General features: G+C 71.7%; 16 protein-coding genes and 1 pseudogene. 4 read left to right on the top strand and 13 right to left on the bottom strand.

Features of this window, described 5'->3' with window-relative positions; genetic code table 11:
* The first annotated feature begins 112 nt into the window (after nt 1-112).
* A complete protein-coding gene (locus OG510_RS20680; RefSeq protein ID WP_406138629.1) occupies nt 113-1,084 on the top strand; it encodes a LysR family transcriptional regulator in 972 nt (323 codons plus the stop codon).
* A gap of 8 nt (nt 1,085-1,092) precedes the next feature.
* Here OG510_RS20680 and OG510_RS20675 read toward each other — a convergent pair.
* From OG510_RS20675 to OG510_RS20655, 5 genes and pseudogenes are all read right to left on the bottom strand, one after another.
* Nucleotides 1,093-2,498: pseudogene (locus OG510_RS20675) on the bottom strand (MFS transporter).
* The gene (locus OG510_RS20670) at nt 2,495-2,971 is read right to left on the bottom strand and encodes a nuclear transport factor 2 family protein (protein WP_406138628.1); all 477 of its coding nucleotides are present in this window, start codon (nt 2,969-2,971) and stop codon (nt 2,495-2,497) included. Before OG510_RS20670 ends, OG510_RS20675 begins: the two are co-directional and overlap by 4 nt.
* A gap of 64 nt (nt 2,972-3,035) precedes the next feature.
* Nucleotides 3,036-3,935 (bottom strand): alpha/beta hydrolase, encoded by a 900-nt coding sequence (locus OG510_RS20665; protein WP_406138627.1) that lies wholly within the window; start codon nt 3,933-3,935, stop codon nt 3,036-3,038.
* Between the two features lie 266 nt (nt 3,936-4,201).
* On the bottom strand, nt 4,202-4,948 hold the full coding sequence (locus OG510_RS20660) for an SDR family NAD(P)-dependent oxidoreductase (protein WP_406138625.1): 747 nt from the start codon (nt 4,946-4,948) through the stop codon (nt 4,202-4,204).
* Nucleotides 4,948-6,648, bottom strand: a complete 1,701-nt coding sequence (locus OG510_RS20655; protein WP_406138623.1) for an FAD-dependent oxidoreductase — start codon at nt 6,646-6,648, stop codon at nt 4,948-4,950. Before OG510_RS20655 ends, OG510_RS20660 begins: the two co-directional genes overlap by 1 nt.
* 405 nt (nt 6,649-7,053) lie before the next feature.
* Here OG510_RS20655 and OG510_RS20650 point away from each other — a divergent pair, with 405 nt between their 5' ends.
* Nucleotides 7,054-10,332 carry a BTAD domain-containing putative transcriptional regulator gene (locus OG510_RS20650; RefSeq protein ID WP_406138621.1) on the top strand — a complete coding sequence of 1,093 codons (3,279 nt, stop codon included), beginning with the start codon at nt 7,054-7,056 and terminating at the stop codon, nt 10,330-10,332.
* Here the strand turns inward: OG510_RS20650 and OG510_RS20645 are convergent.
* The 3 genes from OG510_RS20645 to OG510_RS20635 form a co-directional block, all read right to left on the bottom strand.
* Nucleotides 10,321-11,592 (bottom strand): MDR family MFS transporter, encoded by a 1,272-nt coding sequence (locus OG510_RS20645; RefSeq protein ID WP_406138620.1) that lies wholly within the window; start codon nt 11,590-11,592, stop codon nt 10,321-10,323. The genes OG510_RS20650 and OG510_RS20645 overlap by 12 nt on opposite strands.
* A complete protein-coding gene (locus tag OG510_RS20640; protein ID WP_406138618.1) occupies nt 11,589-12,857 on the bottom strand; it encodes an ATP-grasp domain-containing protein in 1,269 nt (422 codons plus the stop codon). The genes OG510_RS20645 and OG510_RS20640 overlap by 4 nt, the downstream gene beginning before the upstream one ends.
* Nucleotides 12,858-12,994: 137 nt before the next feature.
* Nucleotides 12,995-14,359 (bottom strand): aspartate aminotransferase family protein, encoded by a 1,365-nt coding sequence (locus OG510_RS20635; RefSeq protein ID WP_406138616.1) that lies wholly within the window; start codon nt 14,357-14,359, stop codon nt 12,995-12,997.
* Nucleotides 14,360-14,621: 262 nt separating this feature from the next.
* On the opposite strand from OG510_RS20635, the gene OG510_RS20630 reads away from it, so the two are divergent.
* Together OG510_RS20630 and OG510_RS20625 are read left to right on the top strand one after the other, a co-directional pair.
* Complete coding sequence (locus OG510_RS20630; protein WP_406138615.1) at nt 14,622-15,809, top strand: LLM class flavin-dependent oxidoreductase; 1,188 nt, start codon at nt 14,622-14,624, stop codon at nt 15,807-15,809.
* Between the two features lie 15 nt (nt 15,810-15,824).
* A complete protein-coding gene (locus tag OG510_RS20625) occupies nt 15,825-16,829 on the top strand; it encodes an alpha/beta fold hydrolase (protein WP_406138614.1) in 1,005 nt (334 codons plus the stop codon).
* 92 nt (nt 16,830-16,921) lie between these two features.
* Here OG510_RS20625 and argJ read toward each other — a convergent pair whose 3' ends face one another.
* From argJ to OG510_RS20600, 5 genes are all read right to left on the bottom strand, one after another.
* Entirely contained in the window at nt 16,922-18,097 is a 1,176-nt protein-coding gene (argJ, locus tag OG510_RS20620; RefSeq protein WP_406138612.1) for a bifunctional glutamate N-acetyltransferase/amino-acid acetyltransferase ArgJ, read from the bottom strand.
* Between the two features lie 171 nt (nt 18,098-18,268).
* Nucleotides 18,269-19,243 (bottom strand): clavaminate synthase Cs1, encoded by a 975-nt coding sequence (gene cs1 / locus OG510_RS20615; protein WP_406138610.1) that lies wholly within the window; start codon nt 19,241-19,243, stop codon nt 18,269-18,271.
* A complete protein-coding gene (speB, locus tag OG510_RS20610; RefSeq protein ID WP_406138609.1) occupies nt 19,240-20,190 on the bottom strand; it encodes an agmatinase in 951 nt (316 codons plus the stop codon). The genes cs1 and speB overlap by 4 nt, the downstream gene beginning before the upstream one ends.
* Before the next feature lie 99 nt (nt 20,191-20,289).
* On the bottom strand, nt 20,290-21,810 hold the full coding sequence (locus OG510_RS20605) for an asparagine synthase-related protein (protein ID WP_406138607.1): 1,521 nt from the start codon (nt 21,808-21,810) through the stop codon (nt 20,290-20,292).
* A gap of 1 nt (nt 21,811) precedes the next feature.
* Nucleotides 21,812-23,527: a thiamine pyrophosphate-binding protein gene (locus OG510_RS20600; protein ID WP_406138606.1), complete on the bottom strand. Its 1,716-nt coding sequence runs from the start codon at nt 23,525-23,527 to the stop codon at nt 21,812-21,814.
* Between the last annotated feature and the right edge of the window lie 242 nt (nt 23,528-23,769).

The raw sequence follows: 23,769 nt of genomic DNA, 5'->3' as shown, positions 1-23,769 counted from the left end.
TCCACGCACCCGCGCACGCACCCGCACCGAATCGGGCCCGGCCTGGACCCGTCCCGGCGCCGCCCCCTAATGTTCGACGGGTTCGACGGGTTCGACGTGCTCGACGTGGGCCATGGCCTCCGACGACGGCGGAGGGCCGGGGTACGTCCACCGCGGCGCCGGTGGGGTGAGGCGGGGCCTGGTGGAGCGGTACGAGATCGAGACGTTCCTGGCGTTGGCCGAAGAGCTCCACTTCGCGCGGACCGCTGAACGGCTGCGTGTCACTCCCGGCCGGGTCAGCCAGACGGTCAAGGCGCTGGAGCGGCGTATCGGCGGTGCCCTGTTCGAACGTAACAGCCGTCGTGTGGCCCTCACCCCGGTCGGCCGGCAGCTGCGCGACGAGCTGCTCCCCGCGTACCGGCAGATCCAGCGGGCCATCAGCAGGGCGACGGCGGCCTGTGCGGATTTCAGCGGTGTGCTGCGCGTCGGATTCACCGCACCCTGGAGCGGTGACCTCATCGTGCGGGCCGCTGAGGTGTTCCACGCCCGCCATCCCCGCTGCGCCGTCGAGCTGCAGGAGGTGACGTTCCACGCCGCCATCGAGGCGCTGCGCGACGAAGACGTCGACCTGGCGATCGCCGAGCCCCCCGTGGTGGAGCCGGGCATCGTCGTCGGCCCCGTCGTGCTCTCCGAACGCCGCGCCCTCGTGGTGCCCGCCGGCCACTTCCTGGCCTCGCAGGAAACGGTGTCGCAGGAAGACCTCGCCCTCCTGCCGCTGGTCACGGCCGCCGGGGTCTCCGAAGCCTGGCGCGACGCCTTCTATCCCCGGCACACCCCGCAGGGCCGCCCCATCACCTACGGCCCGGCCGCCGTGGGCTGGCAGGAGCTGCTTTCGCTGGTCGGGGCGGGCAAGGGCGCCACGGTGGCCACCGTCCGGGCGGGCGACTACCACGGCCGCCCCGACGTCATCTACGTACCGTTCGACAGCGCACCGGCGGTCGACTACGCCCTGATATGGCGGGACACCGGCGGTCCCCCCGGAGTCCGGGCCCTCATCGACACCGTCCTCGAACTCACCTCACGACGCCCGGACGCCCCTGCCTGAGGGGGCAGTTACGCTCCCGCCACCCGGCGCCCGTCACCGCGCGGCAGCGTCAGCGTCGCGGCCGTCGTCAGTACGAGCCCGGCCGCCGCCAGCAGCATGCTCCACCGCATGCCGGTCAGGAACGTGCCCGCCCCCGCGAGCAGCGCCCCGAAGACCGCCACCGCGATCGCACCGCCCACCTGACGGCCCGTGTTGAGTACGGCGCCCGCGGTCCCCGCCCGCTCCGCCGGTACCGCGTCGAGCAGCAGCGCGGTCAGCGCGGGGACGGTGAGCGCCCCGCCGAGGCCGACCGGCACCATCAGCGCCGCCACCACCCACACATTGGTGTGCGCGCCGACCGTGGTCAGCGCCACCAGCCCGGCCGCTCCGACCAGTTGCCCCGACACCATCGGCATCCGCGGCCCGAACCGTGCGGCCAGCTTCGCCGATGCCAGGTTCACCACGGCGACCAGCGCCGTCATCGGAATGAACATCACGCCCGCGTGCAGCGCGGTCTGCCCGCGCTGCTGCTGGAGGTACAGGCTGAAGATGAACACCCCTCCGTAGTAGGCGGCGTTGAGCATGAAGCCGACCACCAGGGACACCGCCACCACCCGCGAGCGGAACAACGGCAGCGGCAGCATCGGATGCGCGCCTCTGGCCTGTGCGGCGAGGAAGGCGGCCGCCGCGACCACAGCCACCAGCAGCGCCACCACCACGAGCGGCCGGCCGAAGCCCTTGTCCCCACCGTCGATCACGCCGTACGTCAGCGCGCCCATCGCGACCACCGCCGTCACCTGCCCGACCGCGTCCAGGCGCGCGGGCAGCCGCGGGGAGGCCGGCACCCGGGCGAGCAGGGCGAGGGCCAGCAGGCCGGCCGGCAGGTTCACGAAGAAGATCCAGCGCCACCCACGGATGCGGTGAGCGCCCCGCCGACCACCGGGCCCGCCGCCACCGCGACCGCGCCGCCCACGGTCCAGACGGCGATCGCCCGCGCCCGCTTCGCCTGGTCAGGAAAGCCCTGCCTGACCAGCGCGAGCGACGCGGGCATCATCACCGCCGCCGCACCTCCCTGCACCAGCCGCGCGGCCACCAGCACACCGATCCCGGGCGCCAGCCCGCAGGCGGCGGAGGCCAGCGCGAAGAGCACAAGCCCGCCGCCGTACGCCCGCCGGGCCCCGATCCGGTCGGACAGCGCGCCCGCGGAGAGCATCAGCGCGGCGAAGATCAGCGTGTAGCCGTCGACCACCCACTGCAGACCTGACATGCCGACACCGAGGCTGCGCCCGATGTCGGGCAGCGCGACGGTGACGATCAACGCGTCCAGCGAGATGAGGAAGAAGCCCAGCAGAGCGGCGCCGAGCACCACCGGAGGCCCGCCCCGGGCGGCGGACGGCGACGACGCGGCGACTGAGGCGGGAGCTGAGGTGGTCATCGCCGGGCGGCCGCCTGTACGGGAAGGTCCTGGTTGCCCTCGCCCCAGGTCGCGGTCATCACCACGGTGTGGATCAGCCAGCGGCCGCCGGTCCTGGTCAGCTCCCAGCGGTAGTCGCCGCCGAGCGTCCACAGCGGCGCCCCATGGGCGGTGGCCAGCCGGTGCGTGGCCTGGAAGGAGGCAGTGCAGACGGCGCGGTCCCCGTCGGTCTCGACGAGCTGGTTGGTGATCAGATGCTGGGTGGCGTCGTAGCCGCCGAGCGTCGCCGACCAGGCGTCGGCGATCTCCTGCGGGGTGAGCTGGGCGGGCGCGCCGCCGGTCAGGCTCGTGTAGTCGAGCAGCACCTTCTCGGCGAACAGCCCGCGCAGCAGGTCCCACTCACGGCGGTCCGCGTGCACGGCCATCCGCGTGCAGGTCTCGGCAACCGCGTACTTGGACCCGACGGACTCAGCGGACTCAGCGGACTCGGACATGACGGGTGATCTCCTGTCGGCAGTACGGGTGTTCAGAGCGTGCGGTGTTCAGGGCCTGCGGTGTTCACAGCGTGCGGGCGAAGTGCTCGGCCGCCGCGTCCGCGGCGAGGCCGACCTGCGGCGCCTGGTCGTAGAAGTCGAACTGGGTTCCCTCGGTCCACAGGAACTTCCGGTCTCCCGTGAGGCCGTCGTAGAAGAGCCGCGCGCCGTCCGGGATGGCGGCGTCCTCGCTGTGTACGAGCAGCACGGGCGCGGAGACCTTCGGAGCGAGCGCGACGGCGTCGAGGTCCAGCCACTCGGACCAGGCCATGACGGCGTACCTGTTGGGCCACTCGGCGATCCCGCCGCGCTCCGGGTTGAGGTAGAAGTCGATGTCGAACGGCATGGCCGCGTCCGGGTCGCTGCCGCTGACCACCGGCACATAGGCGACCTCCCCGGTCTCCTCGTACCGCCGCCGGGCCGCGGCCGCCGCCGTCCTCTTCGCCTCGATGCCCTCCGGGCCGCCGTAGTTCTGCTCGCAGATACGGCGGTCGTGCAGCCAGGGCGCCACCAGTGCCAGCGACCCCACCCGTGTGTCGTCGGCGGCGAAGGCGCTCGCGTACATCGCGCCCGCGCACACCCCCAGCGCGCCCAGTGGTCCGTCGCTCACCGCCGGGTGCGCGGTCAGGAAGTCCGCGGCCGCGCGGAGATCGCGGAGCTTCAGTTCCGCCGACTCGTAGTCGCGGGGCTCGCCTCCGGACTCGCCGTAGCCGGTGAAGTCGAATGCCAGCGCCGCATAGCCGCGCCGCGCCAGCTCTTCGGCGTACCGGTCGGCCATCTGCTCCTTGACGCTGGTCCATGTCCCGGCCACCACGACGCCCGCCACCGGGCGGGCCGTGCCGTCCCCGTCGGTGGCGGGGAGAAAGAGATGACCGGTGAGCTCGGCCGTACCGCTGACGAACCGCACCTGTTCACGCAGGGGCATAGCAGGGCTCCTCGGGAGAAGGGGACACGCGGACGCACGACCGTCCGGTAGCCCCTTCACGTTGGCATCGGCCAACCCCTCGAACAACGCCCCATCCGTAAGCCCTGGTTGAGCAGAACTAAACTCAGCCGTCGAGTTCGATGTCCACCCGCGCGACGGTCCCGCCCCGGTCGTCGAACAGCACGACGACGTTCGGGCGGCGGCTCATGCCGCGCCTCCGGCGGCGCGCGCCTCCAGCACCTCGTCGTCACAGGTACGGGCGTCCGTCAGATGTGGGAGCCGCCGTCGACCCTGATCTCCGCTCCCGTGAGGTAACTCCCGTCCCGCGAGGCCGCGAAGGCGATGACACCGGCGATCTGCTCCGGCTCAGCCGCGCCCAGCAGCGACCGGATCCGGCCGTAGTAACTGGCGTCCAGCTCCGGCGGCAGGACATGCGGCCCCACCAGCGGGGTGGCGACCGTGCCGGGTGAGACGGGCACGACGCGGATGCCCCGGTGCACCACTTCGGCGGCCAGCGACAAGGAGAACGCCAGCACCGCGCCCTTCGAGGCCGAGTACGCGCTCATGTACGGGTTCCCGTGCGCGGCCGACGACGAGGCCACATTGACGATGACGCCCGTCCCGTCGGGCAGATGCCGCAGCGCCTCCCGGCAGAACAGCGCCGTGCCGACGGCGTTGACGGTGAACAGCTGCTGCATGTCGGCGACGGTCAGCCGGTCGATGGGCGTCGTCCGGTGGATGCCCGCCACGTTGACCAGGGCGTCGATGCCGCCCAGCTCCGCCGCGGCCGCCCGTACCGCGTCCACGACGGCGCTCTCGTCGGAGACATCGGCGACACGGGTCGCGATCCGCCCCGGCCCGGTGACCGCCGCGGCGGTCTCCCGCAGGCCGTCACCCGAGAGGTCGACGGCGAACACCGCCGCCCCCTCGGCCACCAGACGTACCGCCGTGGCCCGGCCGATGCCGGACCCCGCCCCGGTGAGCAGGACATCGACACCCTCGAAGCGGTTCATCACGGCCCTTCCGCCGGCGGGGCGGTGAGCGGCCCTTCCGCCGGCGGGGCGGTGAGCGGCCCTGAGACCGGTCCGCCGGCCGCGGCCACCCCGGCCCTGCGGCCGAAGAACGTGCCGTCACCCAGCGACGTACCGCTGATGTACCCCTCGCCGTGGATTCCGGACGCCGCCCGGCCGGCCGCGAACAGCCCGGCGACGGGGGTGCCGGACACATCGAGGACCGCGCCGTCGACGGTCGTACGGAGCCCGCCGAGGGTGAATCCGGAGGCACCCGTCCCCGCACCCGTCTTCCCGCCCTCGCCGTTGAAGCCGAGGCGCGGGTCGATCGCGGCGAAGGGCGCCTTCAGCGGCCGCAGCCACCGGGCGTCCTTGTGGAAGTGCGGGTCCCGGCCCTCCTCGGCGTACCTGTTGTACGTGGCCACCGACGACTCCAGCGCGCCCGCCGGCATCCCGAGCTCCGCCTCCAGCTCGGCCAGGGTCTCCCCGGCGAACCGCGGGAGCACACCCCAGCGGTCCGCTTCGGGCACGTCCTCGTAGCCCTCCTCGTCGACGATCACCCAGTACGGACCCGGCTGGGTCAGCACCGCGGCCACGCTGTACAGGCCCGGGTAGACGTCCTCGTTGATGAAGCGCTGCCCGTGGCCGTTGACCAGCATGCCGCGGACGGCCATCGCGGGGAGAGCGGTCAGCGCGACCTCGGTGACCGACATGCGCCGGGTGGCCGCTCCGATCGCGGTCGCCATCCGGATGCCGCTGCCGTCGTCAAGACCGTCACTGACCTTGCCGTGGCCGATGAGGTGCGGCGCGTGGTCGGCCAGCATCTCCTCGTTGTCGACGAAGCCGCCGGTGGTGAGCACCACCCCCTTGCGGGCGCGGTAGGCACGCTCCTCGCCGTACTGCCGTGCGGTGACGCCGACGACCCGGCCGTCGTCGTCCACGATCAGCGCCGTGGCCAGGGTGTCGGTGTGGGTGAGCGCCCCGGCGGCCCCGGCGGCCGCGACGAGCTTCTCCATGATCAGCCAGCCGCCGTACGACTCGGTGGCGCAGCGGTGGCCGCGCGGCGCGGGGCGGGCGACGGTGTTGTACGGCCAGGCGTTCTCGCCCAGCCACATCAGACCGTCCTTCGACAGCGGCATCCAGGTGGGGGCGTCCCACATGCTCTCCTGGAAGGTGAGACCGCGGTCGACGAACCACTGGAAGTGCCCGGCGCTGCCGTCGCAGTAGACCCGCAGCTTCTCCTCGTCGGCGTGCGGGCCCAGTGCCGCCTTCAGATAGGCGAACATGTCGTCCGCGGTGTCCTGGAAGCCGCACGCCGTCTGCACCGGTGTGCCGCCGCCGAGGTAGAGCTCGCCGCCGGACAGGGCCGACGAACCGCCCGGCCCGCCGGCCCGCTCCAGTACGAGGACATCGGCGCCGGCCGAGGCCGCTTCGAAGGCCGCGGCCGCGCCCGCGCACCCGAAGCCGACGACGAGTACGTCGGTCTCGGCGTCGTACCGCGCGACGGACGAGGCGGGGACCGGTGTCACCGGCCGGGAGAGGGACGCGGTCCCCGCCTTACCGGCGGCAGGTGCCGGGACACCCTGCCCGGGCGTGGGCGGGGCGGCCCGCTCCGCCGTCGGCGGGACGCCCTGCCCGGTTGCGGGCAAGTCCCCTGGTCCGGCGGTGACTTCACGCGCGGTCGAGTCGTGGCTCAGCGCCATCTTCCCTGCCTTCCACGTCCCTGTGGGCAACGGTCCTTGGCACCGTAACCGGGGCCCCGCGGGGGCGCGCCTCGATTGTCCCGGTCAGCGGGAAGGGGCGTTCCGTGCGCCCTCTCGTACAGCCCGCGTCAGGCGTGGAGGAGGTGGGCGGATACCTCCCGTGGTACGTACCGGCTTCGACAGCGGTAGCGGTCGGGGACCGCGCCGGAACTCGCATCCTGCATATTCAACGGCGGGAGCAGGTCCGGGTGACCGGGCCCCCGAGGTGGCACCAAGGGTTGTGGTGCCTGCACGGTCGTGAATTCATGCAGGGTTCCAGCGGAGGGTCCGACTCGTTTGAGCCAGGGTAACGCGATGACCGACGACGTTCTTGAATCCGAACTCCGATTCGAAATTCTTGGCCCGATGAACATCAGATCCGGTGGCAACCACGTCGACCTCGGCCCGCCCCGCCAGCGCGCACTGCTCGCCGTCCTCCTCATCAACGTCGGCCGGGTGGTCCCCCTCACCTCCATCATCCAGGCCGTCTGGGGACAGAACCCCCCACGTCAGGTCACCGGAACGCTCCAGGCGTACGTCTCCCGGCTGCGCAAGGTACTGCGGCACCACGACCGGTCCGTGCGGCTCACCCACCACCTCCACGGCTATCTGCTGGAGGCCGACGCCCAGTCCGTCGACGCCGTGGTGTTCGAGGCGAAGGCCAGGGACTGCCGGAAATTCCTCGAAGGCGGTGACCCCGGAGCCGCCCGTTCCGGAGCCTGGTCGGCCCTTGAGCTGTGGAAGGGCACACCCCTTGAGGAGCTCTGCGACTACGAGTTCGCCGTGATGGAGGCCGACCGCCTCGGCCAGGTCCGCCTCCGCGCCCTCGATGTGTGGGCCCAGGCATGCCTCCAGCTGGGCGCGTACGACGAGGTGACGATCCAGCTCGGCGAGGAACTGCGCCGGGACCCGGCTCTGGAGCGGCTGGGCGGGCAGTTGATGCTGGCTCAATACCACTCGGGGCAGCCGGCGGAGGCACTCCAGACGTACGAACGGATCCGGATCGCGGTGGCGAAGGACCTGGGGGCCGATCTCAGCCGGGAACTGCAGGCCCTGCACGGGAAGATACTCCGGCAGGACCTCGCGGACCTACCGGTGCCCGGCTCACCCTCCCACCCGGCCCCACCCTCGCAAGCCCCCTCCGCGCAATCGCCGAACTCGCAGGCCCTGCCCGCGCAGGCCCCGTCCGCTCAAGCGCCGTCCTCTCAAGCGCCCTCCGCGCAGGCCCCGTCCGCTCAAGCGCCCTCCGCGCAGGCCCCGTTCTCGCAGGCCACTCCGGCGCACGCCACTCCGGCGCCCGGCTCTCCCACACCCGCCCCTCCGACGCCCGGCCCGCCGGTGCCGCCGGCACCGCAGGCGGCCACACCGGCCACCCCGGCTCCGCAGCCCGGCCGTCGGCTCGCGGGCCGCCGTACCGAGGTGGCGCGGCTGCGGGAACTCCTGGAGGGCGTCCGCCGCGGGCGGGGCCACGCCCTCCTGGTACTGGGCGAACAGGGCATCGGCAAGACCGAGTTGCTGCAGGAGATGACGCAGCTCGTCAACCCCGACGTACGCGTGGTGCGCTCGTCCTGCAGCGCGATCCCCTCGTCGCCCGTCTACTGGATCTGGGAACAGGCCGTACAGCAGCTGGGAGCCGAGGACGCGCACAGCGCGGATCTCCCGCCCCAGGCCGACTGGACACCCGCCCAGCACTTCGCCCACCAGATGCGGATCTGCCGGGCCGTGCTCACCGCAGCCGAACGCGGCCCGCTCGTCGTGCTGCTGGAGGACCTGCACTTCGCCGACGCGCGGGTACTCGACCTGCTTCACCTTCTGACCAGGCAGATCGGCCATGCCCGGGTGATGGTGCTCGCCTCGCTGCGCGACCACGATCTCGCCAAGGACCAGACACTGCGGCGGGCCGTGGGGCGCATTCTCCAGGAGAGCAACACCAGCACGGTCTGGCTGAAGGGCCTCACCGACGCACAGAGCCGCGACCTCATCACCGCGGTCCGGGGCACGGCACCCCCGGAGGACGAGGTGCGCAGGCTCCAGGAGGCCACCGGCGGCAACCCGTTCCTGCTGCACAGCCTGCTGTCGGCGCGGACGGCGGCGACGCCGCCGCAGGGGCAGGGGCAGCAGGTGCCCTTCGAGGTGCGTGAGGTGCTGTACGAGCGCCTCAGCGAGTGCTCGGCCGACACCCGCGACGTCCTCACCCTGTGCGCCGTGATCGGCGTCCGCATCTGGCGGCCCCTGCTCGCCGGGCCGCTGTCCTCGCGCGGTCTGCCGCCGTCCCTCGTCGACGACGTACTGCGCACCGGTCTGCTGCGCCCCGACGCCACCGACGAGAGCCATCTCTCCTTCACCCACGGGCTCGTACGCGACTTCCTCCTGGAGGGCGCGCAGCCCCTGACCCGCGCCCGGTGGCACCAGGAGGTCGCCGCCGTACTGGCCAAGCGGCACCAGCCGGGCGACGACACCGCGGAGATCCGCCGGCACTGTCTCCAGGCGGCCCGGATCCTGGGCGCCGACGAAGGCGTACACCCCCTCCTCGCCCTGGCCGACCAGGCGCAGGCGCGGTTCTTCCACCACGAGGCGCAGCGCCATCTGGAGGACGTGGCCGCTGTCATAGCGGCGCTGCCCGGGGACGAGAGGACATCGGCGGTCGAGCTGTATCTGCACAAGCGGATGATGTGGCTGCACGCCCTGCTCGAAGGCTACGGCTCCCCGCGGGTCAAGCACGCCTACGACCAGGCACGGCAGCTGGAACGGACCCTGGACAACACACGGCCCACGGAACTGCTCCATACCCGGGCCATCGTGGCCATCGCCGAAGGCCAGTACACCGCGGCGGCGGAGACCGCCGGTCTGCTCCATGAACTGGCCGAACACGGCGGGGGCCAGGCGGCCAGATCAGCGGCCTGTTACGCGGACGGCGTCACGCTGCATGTGCGGGGCCGTCTCGACCAGGCACTCGACGCACTCGGCCAGGGCGTCGCCATCATCGACCGTCTCCTGGACGCGTCCGGCGGCCGGCCCAGCGCGGACAACGGCCTCCTGCACGACCAGCGGATCGACTACCGGGCCTACCTGGCACTCACCCACTGGCTGAACGGCGACCAGCGGCAGGCCCGCCACTACCGCTCCGAGCTGCTGCAGCTGACCCAGTCGGACCGCTACGAACGGCCCTGGGACCGCGCCTTCGCCCGCTATGTGGACGCCCTGCTCGCCATCGCGGACGGCGACGTCCAGGGCGCCTGGAAGGCAGGAAAGGCCGGGGTGGACCTGACCACCAGGTGCCAACTCGTCTACTGGCACGACATGCTGGCCGTTCCGCTCGGCTGGGCCGAGGTGCGCCAGGGCATGCACGAGAGAGGACTGGCGCGGATACGGGCAGCGCTGCGGGCAGCGGCCGGACACCGGACCCTGCTGCGCCGCACCCTGCATCTGGGGCTGCTCGCCGACGCGCTGCGGCACGCGGGCTGCGAGGGCGAGGCGCGGCGGACCATCGCCCGCGCCGCCCAGGAGATCGAGGAGCGGGGCGAGTACGTCTATCTGCAGCCGCAGTGGCCCTTCGCCGACCTCCTCCAGGACCATCTCGTCGAAGGGGCGTCCGGGGTGACGCCCGGGTACCGCACCGTGTCCACGCAGGGGTCAGCCGACTGACAGGTCCGTGTCGACCGATGCCGTCGCCAGCGGCGTCGGTCGCCGCAGCCGGGCCAGCACCAGATGCGCCGAGGCGGCCGACAGCGCCAGGACCACGCAGGCGGCCCAGACGACGGCGGAGCCGAACGCCTGGATGAGCTGCCCGCTGAGCAGCGGCGCCAGGGCCACGGACGCACTCCACACGGACAGGAACCACCCCTGGTACGTGCCGTGACCGTGCGCCGGTGCCAGGGCGGCGACCAGTGCCATACAGGTCGGCCAGACCACGATCTCCCCCAGGCTCCACAGCACGACCGTCGCCGCGTACCCCGGTACGGAGTGGACGACCGCGGTCAGTCCCAGACCGGTCCCGGTGACGAGGGTGGCGGCGGCCAGCGCGATCTCGGGGCGCATCCGCCCGGCCAGCCTGGTCAACGGCAGCTGGAGCACCGCGATGACCAGACCGTTCATCATCATGACGAGGCCGTAGTCCGCGGGGGAGAGATGGTCGGCCGTCATGGTCAACGGCAGGGCCACCAAAGGCTGCTGGAACAGCAGGCCCAGCAGCAGCACCGAGCCGAGCAGCACCAGGAACGGCCGGTCGCGGTGGACGCCACGGGTCCGCGCGGCCGAGGTCTCCTCACTGGTCGCGGCCTTCTCGGGGCGCGTCTCCGGCACCCACCGGTAGACCATGGCCCCGGCCGCCACATTGGCCAGCGCGTTGACCACGAACAAGGTGAGGAAGCCGTGCTCGGCCGCCGCCCCCGCGGTCACGGCGGCGGCGGAGAACCCCAGATTGGTGGCCCAGTACAGCAGCGAGTAGGCGCGCGGCCGGTCGTCCTCGCCCACCAGGTCGGCGACGGCCGCCGCCCGGGCGGGGCGGGACGCGTTGAGTCCCAGGCCCACCACCAGGGTGCCCAGGAGGACCAGGGCCGGGGAGCGGGCCGTGCCGAGCAGCACCATGCCGGTGACGGCGAACGCCTCACTGGCCAGCAGCACGGCCCGGCGGCCGATACGGTCCGCGAGTACGCCGCCGAGCAGCGAGGCGATCCCGCTGCCGACGCCGAACACGGCGAGTGTCAGACCGGTGAACGACGCCGAGTAACCGCGCTGGGTGGTCAGGTAGATCGCCAGGAACGGCACCACGAACCCGCCGGCGGAGGTGATGAGCATGCCACCCCAGAGCCACCAGTAGGAACGCGGCAGTCCGCCCACGGTGGGCCGGAGCGAGGTCACCAGGCGCCGGGCGCCCCGGCGTACCGCACGGTCGCTCTTGCTCAACCCTGTTCCTCGTATTCGACGTGCAGCGTCCTGGCCAGGTAGTCGCGGTAGGTCACGGCCGCGGCGTCGGAATCGTGCCGGGACAGCACGATCGCCGGGTATCCGGACCAGTCCGGGTAGCAGCGCACCTGCGCGCCGGGGCCGACGGTCTGCACCACGTAGTCGACCTGCGGGTCGGTGCGCACGACGTCCAGTCCGCGTACCCGGTTGATCCGTCCGCCCTTGCCGACCGGTACGAGGTAGGCCGCCGCATGACCGGTCGGCACCGGCTCCTCGCTCCAGCAGAGCGGTTGCCGGCCGAGATGGATGCGCAGCGCCTCGGCGGCCAGGTCGATGCCGCTGCTGACGTGGACGAGGTGGTGCATGAAGCCCCCGCCGCCGATGCGCGCGCCCATCTCCAGCAGCACCGGCCGCACCCCGCCGACCAGCCTCAGCTCGGTGTGGGTGGTGCCTTCGGTGACGCCGAAGGCGTGGTGGGCGCCGATCACCTCCGCCTCGATCGCGGCCAGTATCTCGGCGGGCAGCTGGGCGGGGGCCCGCAGCGTGGTCTCCTCGAAGTAGGGGCCGGTCAGCTCCCCCTTCCAGCTGATGGCGCAGACCCGCACCTCGCCGTGGAACACCAGGGACTCGGCGGAGATCTCCGGCCCGTCCAGATACTCCTCGACCAGCACACCGGCCTGCTCGGCCGTCCCCTCGCCGGGCGCCAGATGGGTGTCGACGAGCTCCCGGGTGCGGGCGACGGCCTGCTCCAGACCGTCCTTGTCGTCGGCGCGGATCACCCCGAGGCTGGAGAAACCGCTCGCCGGTTTGACCACAACGGGGAACCGCAGGTCCAGTGCCTCGATCCAGCTGTCCGGATCGCCGACGACCCGGAAGCCGGGCGCCCCCAGGCCCGCCTTCCGCAGCCGCTGCCGCATGCTGCGCTTGTCGCGCACCACCGCGGCCGCCTCGTCGGACAGGCCGGGGAGCCCCAGCTCGCGCGCGGCGCGTGCCACGAACGGCACGACCTTCTCGTTGCCCGCCATGATTCCGGCGAAGGGCTCCCGCCGGTAGCGGTCGGCGAGCGCGGACAGGGCTCCTTCCGGGTTCCCGTCGATGTCCAGCGGCAGGACCTCGACGACCGCGTTGGCCCGCGCGGCGGACTCCGCCGTGTCGTCCCCCCTGGGCACGAGGACCAGGTCGATGCCGGCACGCGCTGCGGCGTCGAACACCCAGGGATGCGTGGACAGTTGTCCGACGAGGACGAGTTTCGGGCGCTGTGGCATGACGGCTCTCCGAAGGTTCGGCTGCATGGGCGGGTCGGGGGTGCGCGGCGCCGGCCGGTACGGTCCTGCCGCAGATTACCCGGGTGATCTTGACGTCGGCTTGCAATCCCTTTGATGTGCGGGGCTCAGCGGCGGTCTCAGCGCACGTGGCCCTCGGCATCCGTCCTGCTCAGGACCGATCGCAGACCGTCGGCCAGTTCGTCGGCGTCCTCACGGGTGAAGATCAACGGCGGGTTGATGACCAGGGCGTAGGGGTTGGTACGCAGGATGATGCCCGCCTGTACGCGAAGGGCGTCCGCCACCTCCGACGTACCGTGCGGCAGCGGCCTGCGGGTCGCCCGGTCCGCTGTCAGCTCCACGGCCATCAGCAGGCCGAGCCGCCGGACCTCGCCCACGACCGGCAGGTCGGTCAGTCCGGCCAGCCGCCGGCCCAGATAATCACCGACCGCCGTGGCGTTGCCGAGCAGCCCCTCACGCTCGATGATGTCGATGTTCGCCAGCCCCACCGCGCAGGCCGTGGGGTGGCCGGAGTAGGTGTAGCCGACCGGGAAGCCGAGGTCGCCGGTCACGGTGGCCGCGACCTCGTCGGTCGTGAGGACAGCGCCGTGCGGGAGGTACCCGGAGGTGATCCCCTTGGCCGTGACCATGATGTCGGGGGTCACACCGAAGTGCTCGGCGGCGAACCAGTGCCCGGTACGCCCGTACGCCGTGACCACTTCGTCGGAGATCAGCAGGATGCCGTAGGAGCGCAGCAGTTCGGCCACGCGCGGCCAGTAGTCGGCCGGCGGTACGACCGCGCCGCCGCCGCCCATGACCGGCTCACCGATCATCGCGGCGATCCGCTCCGGGCCGATCCGCTCGATGGTCCCGCGCAGTTCGGCCAGGCAGAAATCGGTCACGTCGGCGCCGTCGAACAGCTCCTGGCGGTAGGGGTGCGGCGGGGTCAGGAATTCGACGTCCGGGAGTGAGGGCCCGAATCCCTCGTGGTAGACCGGGAAGCCCGAGACGCCGCCGCTGCCGTAGCCGATGCCGTGGTAGGCCATCCGCCGGGACAGCACCCAGGTCCGCCCGCTCTCGCCACGCCTGTGGTGGTAGAGGCGCGCCATGCGCAGCGCGATCTCGTTCCCCTCGGCCCCGCCGCTGGTGTAGTAGACCCGGTTCAGCCCGTCCGGGGCCAACCCGGTGATCCGCGTGGCCAGTTCGACCGCACGGTCGTTGCTGAGGGGCCCCCAGGTGTGGAAGTACTCCAGCCGGGTCATCTGCTCGGCCGCGGCCTGTGCGAGTTCCTCGCGGCCGTGACCGACCTGGCACACCCCGAGCACGGCCGAAGCGTCCAGGTACTCCCGGCCGGCGGCGTCGCGCACCCGGCTGCCCGAGCCGGACACCAGCATCGTCCGGTCGGTGCGGTGCGCGGGAAGTGTGGGGTGGATGAGCGTGGCACGGTCCGCGGCAACGAGCCCTGCGGCGAGCGCTTCGGGCACGGCGGAGGTTACAGAGGTCACGGTGGACTCCTTCGTCACGGCTGGGGCTCCTGTCCACCCTCACCGCAGCCGCTTGCCGGACGCTGGACGTTCCGCTGCGCCCGCAAGGGCCGCCGTACGCCGGGCACGGGCCCCGCCCCGCCGCCCGGCAGGCGCCGCGTCAAACGGACGCCAAGAGCGCGGTGCGACAGTCGAGCCTCCTCCCCCGCCTTCCTGTCCCGCCTTCCTGTCCCGCGCTTGCTGTCCTGCGCTTGTTGTCCCGGCGCCGCGACCCGAAAGGACCATGGTGAAGTCAATCCTCTTCTACCTGCCCACAGTTGGCAGCCACGATCAGATCCTGCGCGGCATGTCCGGCGTCAACCCGCAGAACTACCAGAACATGCTCTGGCAGCTCACCCGGCAGGCCCAGGCCGCCGATGAACTCGGCTACTGGGGCCTGTCCTTCACCGAGCACCACTTCCACGTCGAGGGGTTCGAGGTCTCCAACAACCCCATCATGCTGGGGCTGTACCTGGCCATGCAGACCAAGCACATCCGGGTCGGCCAGATGGCCAACGTGCTGCCCTTCCACAATCCCGTACGGCTCGCCGAGGATCTGGCGATGCTCGACCACATGACCCGCGGCCGTACGTTCGTCGGGATCGCGCGGGGCTTCCAGAAGCGGTGGGCCGAGATCTTCGGCCAGGTGTACGGCGTGGGCGGAACGCTCTCCGACGCCGGCGACAAGGACCGGCGCAACCGCGCGCTCTTCGAGGAGCACTGGGAGATCCTCAAGAAGGCGTGGACCACCGAGACCTTCTCGCACTCGGGCGACCAGTGGACGATCCCCGTCAAGGACCTGGAATTCCCCTACGACGCGGTCCGCCGGTACGGCCGGGGCGTCGACGAGAACGGCATCGTCCAGGAAGTCGGCATCGCGCCCAAGCCGTACCAGCGCCCCCACCCGCCGGTCTTCCAGCCGTTCAGCTTCAGCGAGGACACCTTCCGCTTCTGCGCCCGGGAGGGCGTGGTGCCCATCCTGATGAACACCGACGACCGGATCGTCCAACGCCTGATGGACCTCTACCAGGAGGAGGCCGAGGCGGCGGGGCACGGCACACTGCGCCGCGGCGAGCGGGTGGGCGTGATGAAGGACGTCCTGGTGTCACGGGATGCCGACGAGGCGCACCACTGGGCGGCCCGCGGCGGCGGCTTCATCTTCGAGAACTGGTTCGGCCCCATGGGCTTCACCGAGGCACTGCGCAACGTCGGTGAGACGGGGCCGATCGGCTCGGACTACGGAACGCTGGTCGAGCGGGGTCTCGAATGGGTCGGCACCCCGGACGACATCAACCGCAAGATCGAGAAACTGGTGGAGAAGCACGACCCCGAGTACCTGCTCCAGTGCCAGTACTCCGGTCTGATCCCGCACGAGGTGCAGATGCGCAGCCTGGAGCTGTGGGCCACCGAGATCGCACCCAACTGGCTGTGAACAGGAGTGGTGACGGTGGACCACCAGGTATTCGAGATCGACGCACTCCCCCTGCTCGGCGGCGGGACCCTCACCGGCGCCCGGATCGGGTACGCCGTGCAGGGCAGCCTCGACCCGGACGGCAGGAACGCCGTGCTGTGCCCGTCCTTCTTCGGCGGTGACCACACCGGCTACGACTGGCTGATCGGCGAGGGCCTGCCGCTGGACACCTCCCGGTACTGCGTGATCACGGCGGGCCTGTTCGGCAACGGTGTCTCCAGCTCTCCCAGCAACCACCCGTCGGGGGCGGACTTCCCGCTGATCACCCCGCAGGACAACGTCGCCGCACAGCACCGGCTGCTGACCGAGCACCTGGGCGTACGGGAACTGGCCCTGGTCACCGGGTGGTCGATGGGCGCGGCCCACTCCTACCAGTGGGCGGTCTCCCATCCCGGGATGGTGCGCCGCATCGCCCCGGTCTGCGGCTCCGCGGTGACCAGCGAGCACAACCGGGTCTTCCTGACCGGTCTGGCCGCCGCGCTGGCCGCCGACGGCGGCGCCGAGCGGGGACAGCGGGCCGCGGGCCGGGTCTTCGCGGGCTGGGCGGCCTCCCACCCCTTCTGGGCCGGGCGGTCCTACCGGGACATGGGCTTCACGGACCGGGAGGGCTATCTCGCCGGGTTCTGGGAGCAGTTCTTCCTGGCAGGGCCGGCCGCGACGGATCTCCTGGCCATGGTCCGCACCTGGGAACACGCGGACGTGGGGGCGACCCCCGGCCACGACGGCAGCGCCGATGCGGCCCTGTCGTCGGTCACGGCCGAGGCCGTGCTGCTTCCCGCCGCCCTCGACCAGTGCTTCGCGGTCGCGGACGAGGAGCGGGCCGCCGGCCTCATGCCGCACACGGCCCTTGAGGTGATCCCCGGGGTGTGGGGGCATCTGGCCGGGGCCGGCGCGAACCCCGCCGACCGGGAGTTCGTCGGCGGAGCACTGCGCAGGCTGCTGGCACGTCAGCCGGCGGCGGACGCGGTACCGGCCGGGTGACGGCCGGTTGACGTACGCGGCCCCAAGGGAATCGGACGGTGCCTGGTGCACCGTCCGATTCGCTTGGGGCCGCGTACGTCTCAAGCGCACGATCAGGTCGAATAGTCGGCGTTCAGCCGTACGTAGCCCTCGGTCAGGTCGCAGCCGTACACCGTGAACGCGCCGTCGGCGATGCCCAGTTCGATGCCGATGATGACCTCGGTGCCACCCATCTCGGCGGCCACGGCGTCCCGTACCTCGTCCTCGTCGCGTGTGCCCGGCAGGCCGGGCGGATAGACCGCCACGTCACCGAAACGGATGACCACGCGGTCCTGCTCGATGTCGGTGTCGTCGGAGCATTTGCCGATCGCCATGGCGACCCGGCCCCAGTTGGGGTCGCCGCCGTGCACCGCGGTCTTGACCAGCGGGGAGTTGACCACGGCCTTGCCCACGCGCTTGGCCTGGGCGTCGTCCCTGGCCCCGGTCACCTGGACCTCGATCAGCTTGCCGGCGCCCTCGCCGTCACTGGCGATGTCCTTCACCAGGTCCAACGCCACGCCGTACAGGGCCTCTTCGAAGGCGTCCGGGCTCACGTCGCCCGCCAGGCCGTTGGCGAAGAGCGCCGCCGTGTCGCTGGTGGAGGTGTCGGTGTCGATGCTGACGGCGTTGAAGGTGCGGTCCATCACCCGGCGGAAGATGCGGTCCTGCTCCCCGGGGTCCAGCCGGGCGTCGGTGGCGAAGAAGGTGAGCAGGGTGGCCATGTCGGGTTCCATCATCCCGACGCCCTTGGCGATGCCGACCAGAGTCGCCTCGCCGATACGCCGGCGGACCAGCTTGGGCCGGGTGTCGGTGGTCATGATGGCGCGGGCGGCCCGCTCGAAGCCGCCATCCGGGAGTGCGGCGGTCAGGGTCTTCAGATGGTCGCGGATGGCGGGCATCGGATACTGACGGCCGATCACCCCGGTGGAGGCGATGAGGAGTTCGTCCTCGGGCACCCCCGTGGCGCGGGCGGTCAGCGCGCGTACCTCGCGGGCATTGCACTCCCCCTCGTCCCCGGTGGCGACGTTCGCGTTGCGGGCCAGCACCACCACGCCACGGGCGTTGTGGTCCGCGCAGGCGGCGCGGCTGATCACGACGCTGGGGCCCGCGAAACGGGACCGGGTGAAGACCGCGCTCACCGTGCTCGGCACGGTGGACATCAGGACGGTGAAGTCGTCACGCCCGTCGTCCAGGAGACCGACCGGCGCGGTGTGCACCGCGAATCCCAGCGGTGCCTCGTTCTCTGTCATGCTCACTCGTCTCCCGGAGCAGATAGGGGACAGTCCATGATTATCTATACCATGCCATGCATACACATGCGAGTGGTCGGGCGCTGACACTCCGCGCACACACACGGGGAGCCGGTCGGCGGGGGCGCGTACGAGCCCCCGCCGACCGGCTCCCCGGACCGTGCCCGCGGTTCAGCTGCGCGGGGTGAAGCTCACCACGTCACCCGCCCGCTCCCCGCCGGAGAGCTGCCCGTTGCGGTCGGTACGGATGTAGACCCGGTGCAGCCAGCGGTCCCGGCCGTCCCAGCGGGGGGTGAACGGCGTACGGGCGTGTGTCGTACGGAAGTTGTCGACGATCAGCACATCTCCCGGCGTGAGATGGACCGCCTCGGTGACCTCGTCGAGCGCCTTCGACAGCGCGTCGACCGCCTTCGTGTCCTCGGGCCCGGCCGGTTCGAGCAGCTCCCTGTCGTACCCGAGGTAGGGGTCATCCGGGTCGCCGTACAACGGCTTGACCTGCGCGATCGCACCTGGATCCGGTACGCCGCCACGGAAGGCCACGTCCACGGAGCACGGCATCCTGCGGTCGTAGAGCCGGGCGCGCTGCTCGGCGGTGAGCAGCGGCAGCGCCTTGCGGACCGAGGCGACCAGGGTGGCCGCCGTACGCTCGTGGTCCGCCCGGGAGCAGCCCAGCATCACGTAGTTCGGCTGGAGGGTGTGGTACGTCATCTCCGTGTGGAACTCCAGCAGCACCTCGGAGGTCTCGGACGACAGGTAGTGGGCGTTCGGGGAGGGGTAGACGTCGTGGTAGACGCTGCCGGCGCGCAGCTCCTGGTACCCCGTGTGCAGGCCGAGACGGCGGCCGACGGCGCCGAGCATGGCCTCCATGACCAGCAGTGGACGGTCCACCGGTGCCGGGGTGCTGTTCGGGGTCGTCGGCAGCGCCTCGTCCTCCTCCACGGGCAGGCCCCGCAGCAGCAGGTAACCGTCCTGGTTCCCATGGGCGTTGAACGAGTCCAGCTCGGCCACCAGGCCGGCGGGCAGGCCGGCGGCCGCGGCCTTCGCGGATTCCAGGAAGGCGTACAGGTCGGCGCGGGGGACCCGCGGCAGCGACGCGGCGAGGGCGCGCAGGTCCCCGGCGAATGCGGTGCAGTCGACGACTGTCACTGGGATTTCCCTTCGTGAGTGTGGGCGCGGGCGTACTGGTAGAGGAGCTCCGCGCCGATTTCGGTGGCGAGGATCGAGGTGATGCCGCCGTGGTCGTAGAGCGGCGAGACCTCCATGACGTCGAATCCGACCGGCCGCAGGTCACCCACCCCGCGCAGCAGGGCCAGCACCTCACGGGACGACGGGCCGCCGGGGGCCGGTGTGCCGGTCCCGGGGGCGAACGCCGGGTCCACGACATCGACGTCCACCGACACATAGAGCGGGGCATCGCCGGCGATGTCCCTGGCCAGGCGTGCGGTGGCCTCGACGCCGAGCGAGGCGAACTCGTCGGAGGTGACGATGCGTACGCCGTGCCCGCGGGCGTAGTCGAGCGAGTCGGGCCGCGGGTTGTGCCCCCGGATCCCGATCTGCACCATCCGCTGCGGATCCACCAGCTTCTCGTCGATGGCGTGGCGGAACGGCGTGCCGTGGTGGTATTCGCCGCCGTAGAAGGCGGGGTTGGTGTCGCTGTGCGCGTCCAGATGGAGCACGGCCAGCGGCCCGTGCTTGGCGGATGCGGCCCGCAGCGCGGCGAGCGTCAGCGAGTGGTCACCGCCGAGCATGAGGAACGCGGCGTTGTCGGCGAGCAGTTCGGTCAGCCGCTGCTGGGCGGTGTCCATCGCGATGTGCATGTTGAACGGGGTGAGATCGATGTCCCCCGCGTCGGCGCACCGGATCAGATCGAAGGTGCCCGGCCCGCGGTCGATGCCCACGCCGTGGATGAGTCCTGACTCGTTACGGATGGCCCGGGGGCCGAACCGCGCGCCAGGCCGGTAGCTGGTGCCGCCGTCGTACGGGGCGCCGATGACCACGACGTCCAGGCCCTTGGGGTCCGGGTCGTGCGGCAGGCGCATGAACGTGGGGAGCTGTGCGTAGCGGGGGGAGACGTTGGTGTCGATGCGTTCCACGCCGTCATGACTCCTTCGGTGTCGACGGAATGACGGGGCACGGGAAGACGGAGCACGGGATGACCGGGCGGGGGATGACCGGCGCGGGGTGGCCGGCCGTCATGCGATCGCCGGTGAGGTGCGCGCCAGCCGGTCGGCGACCAGCTGCACGGTCCGCGCGGTGTCCACCTCGTCCGGGTGCCGCCCGGCCACCACCACCTCGTCGAACAGTTCCTGTACGACCATTCGCTTGGCGTGGTGCACACCGGCATCGCCGACACCCGCCCCGGTGAGCAGCCGGCTGAACGACGAGGTGGTGCCGGAACCCTCGTGCACGCCGAGCTTGGGGCGCAGCACGGTCTGCGCGGGCAGCAGGTCGCCCATCGCGGCGCGCAGCACCCACTTGTCCTGCCCGTAGCGGCGCTTGAGCCCCGCCTCCAGGGAGACCAGGAGGTCGAGAACCTCGCGGTCCCAGTAGGGGTGAGTGGACCAGTGGCCGCCGACGCCGGAGAGCACGGGAGACATCTCGTTGAGGCCGTCGAAGGTCGCCATGTCGTGGGACAGGGCGGTGTCCAGGGCCGGCAGCCGGTCCTCGCGGTGCATACCGCCCAGCGGGATGTCGGCCCCGTATCCGGTCAGGATGCGCCGGCCCGCACCGTCCATCCGCAAGTAGAGAGCGGTGAGCGGGAGCAGGTACTCGATGATGTCCGGGTCGAGGGACTCCGCGGCCCGGACGGCGTGCGGCAGTCTGCGCAGCAGTTCCGCGGTGGTGATGGTGATCTCGCTGTGCGTGCTGCCGATGTGGTCGGCGACGACGCGGGCCTCGGGGAACTCGTCGGCGTCGTCGGTGCCCATCGACACGGTGTCGATGGGGCCGCCCCTTCCGTGGGCGGCCAGCGCGGCCACACTGGAGGAGTCGATGCCGCCCGAGAGGACCACCAGCGGAGTCTCCGGGCCCGTACGAGCGCGGACCGCGCGCTCCAGACTCCGGCGTACCGCTTCCACGGCCTCCTTCTCCGGCAGGATCCGGCGGGACAGCTGCGGCGTCCAGGTCCGGTGGGCGGTGCAGCCGCCGGTGCCGAGCGCGACCTCGACGACTGTTCCGGCCGGGACCTGGTGCACCCCGGGGAGCCGGCGGACCGGCCGGGCCGCGGCCAGCGGCCGGCCCTCGGGGGCGCCGCGCAGGGCCTTGGCCTCGGTGGCGGCCAGCACCCGTCCCGGCGCCGCGGTCAGATAGAGCGGCACCGAGCCCGCGTGGTCGGTGGCGAGCACGACCCGGCCCGCGGTGTGCACCAGCGCCGCGAAGCGTCCGTTGAGGAGCCGGAACGCGTGCAGGTCGTAGTGGTCGAAGAGCGCGAGGACGAGCCCGGCGTCATCGGCCGGGTCGGTGCCGCGGGGCAGCACCGACCGGAGTTCGCCCTGGTTGTAGAGCTCCCCGGCGAACACCAGCGCCGAACCCCGCCCCCGCGCCGTGGCTCCCTCCGGAGCCCCGGTGTGCAGAAGACTGGTGTAGAGGGTGTGGCCGTCCAGTACGTCTCGCGAATCGGCGCGGAGCCCCAGCGATGCGAAGGTCCCCTGCGGGACCTGACCCGCACCGCGGTGGACGGCGGTCAGAAAGCCGATGGCGGCAGGCAGTGTCATCTCAGATGCTCAGGGCGCCGAAGCCGCCGGACGTGAAGTCGTAGTTCACCGGCACCTCGATGAGGAACGGCCGGCCGAGAGCGGCGCCCTTGCGCAGCGCGGCGAGCAGCTCGTCGCGGGTGCCGGCCCGCACCGCGTCCACGCCGTTGGCCTGGGCCAGCTTGGTGAAGTCGACGCCGGTGAACTTCACCGCGGGGTCGTGGGAGCGCTGGTGGCCGAGGTTCTGGTACAGCTCGATCAGCCCGTTGGTGTCGTTGTTGACGACCACCGTGACGATGGGCAGGTTGAGCCGTGCGATGGTCTCCAGGTCGGCGCTGTTGGAGTGGAAGCCGCCATCGCCCGCGATGAGGAAGGTGGGCTGTCCCGGCCGGGCCATCTGCGCGCCCATCGCCGCGGGTATGCCGTAGCCGAAGCTGGAGCAGCCGGCCGAGGTCAGGAAGCCGAACGGCTGGTCGGCGCGGGCGAAGAGCACCCCGTAGTGCCGGAAGAAGCCGATGTCGGACACGATGGTGCCCTCCCCCGACTCGGCGGACTCCCCCATCACCGTGTTCATGCAGTCGATCACCTGGTGGACCCGCATGCCGTCCGTGTAGTGCTCGGGGTCGGCGAGGAACTCGGCGACCCGCTCACGCAGCGGGGTGATGTCGTGCGCGGTCTTCGGCGCGAGCCCGGCCGTCCTGCCCTCCACGTACTCGACGAAGGCCAGTACGTCCGCGACCACGTCCACGTCGGGCCGGTACACCCGCGGGACGGGGTTGACCGTGGGAGACACCCGGACGGTCTTCTTCGGGCCGCCGCGCTCCCACATCGAGGGCCGCAGGTCCTCGGCGTAGTCGTAGCCGAGGGTGAGGATCGCGTCGGCGGGGCCGAAGAGGGCCTCCAGCGCCGGGAAGGAGAGGATGCCGTCCATGTAGCCGGTGACCGCGCCGTAGTTGAGCCGGTGGCCCTGCGGCAGCACGCCCTTGGCGATGTACGTGGTGATGACGGGGATGTTCAGCCGCTCGGCCAGGGCCCTGATGGCCGGTACGGCACCCGACCTGATCGCGGCCGCACCGACCACCAGTACGGGGTGTTCGGCGCCCGAGAGCAGTTCGGCGGCCTTCTCGGCCGCGTCCTGCCAGCCGTCCTGGACCGCGCCGACGGGCTTGCCGGGCGTGTGGGCCGGCGGGGCGACCCGTGTGGTGTCGATGTCGCTGCCGAGCAGGTCGACCGGGAGCGAGATGAAGCTGGGGCCGACCGGCTCGGTCATGGCCGCGGCGACCGCCGAGTCCACGAGGTCGGTGATGTCGTCGGGACGCTGCAGCTCCACCGCGTACTTGGTCAGCGGACGCATCACACCGACCGCGTCCAGGCACTGGTGGGTGTCGTTGGGGAAGATGTCGTGCGACTCGGACTGAGCGGCCAGCGCGATGACCGGCGAGCGGTCAAGCACCGATGTGGCGACACCGGTGGACAGATTCGTCATGCCGGGGCCCAGCGTCGCCCAGCACGCCTGCGGCCGGCCGCTGATCCGGGCCAGCACGTCGGCGGCGACACCGGCCGTGAACTCGTGGCGGGTCAGGACGAAGTCGATGCCCTCCACCTCGTCGAAGAGGATGGATGCGGCCTCCCGGCCGACCACGCCGAAGACGGTCTCGACTCCGTGGTCACGCAGGCGCTGGAGCAGCGCGTGTGCGGTTGTCGGGTTGTTGCTCGGGGTGGTGGACACGCGCGACATGGAAACTCCTCGTAGCTTACGGATGCTGCTCGGTATCGGGCGGGGGATTTCGACCTGAGCCGCTGCGTACCGTGGAATCGGCCCGCTCGGCACGCAGTTCCCACTGTGAAGACCGTGCCTTGCACGCGTATGGACGCCGCGCTTGCAGCAAATCCGGTACGCCCCGGGGAACACCGGCCGGTATTCCAGCGAAGCGTCAAACGACCGGACTCGGCGGGCGTTGTGAGCCCCGGTGAGAACGG

Source organism: Streptomyces sp. NBC_01089 (assembly GCF_045162975.1).
Classification (GTDB): Bacteria; Actinomycetota; Actinomycetes; order Streptomycetales; family Streptomycetaceae; genus Streptomyces.
Note: the sequence above shows the minus strand (reverse complement) of the source record. Positions and strands in the feature narration are given on the sequence as shown.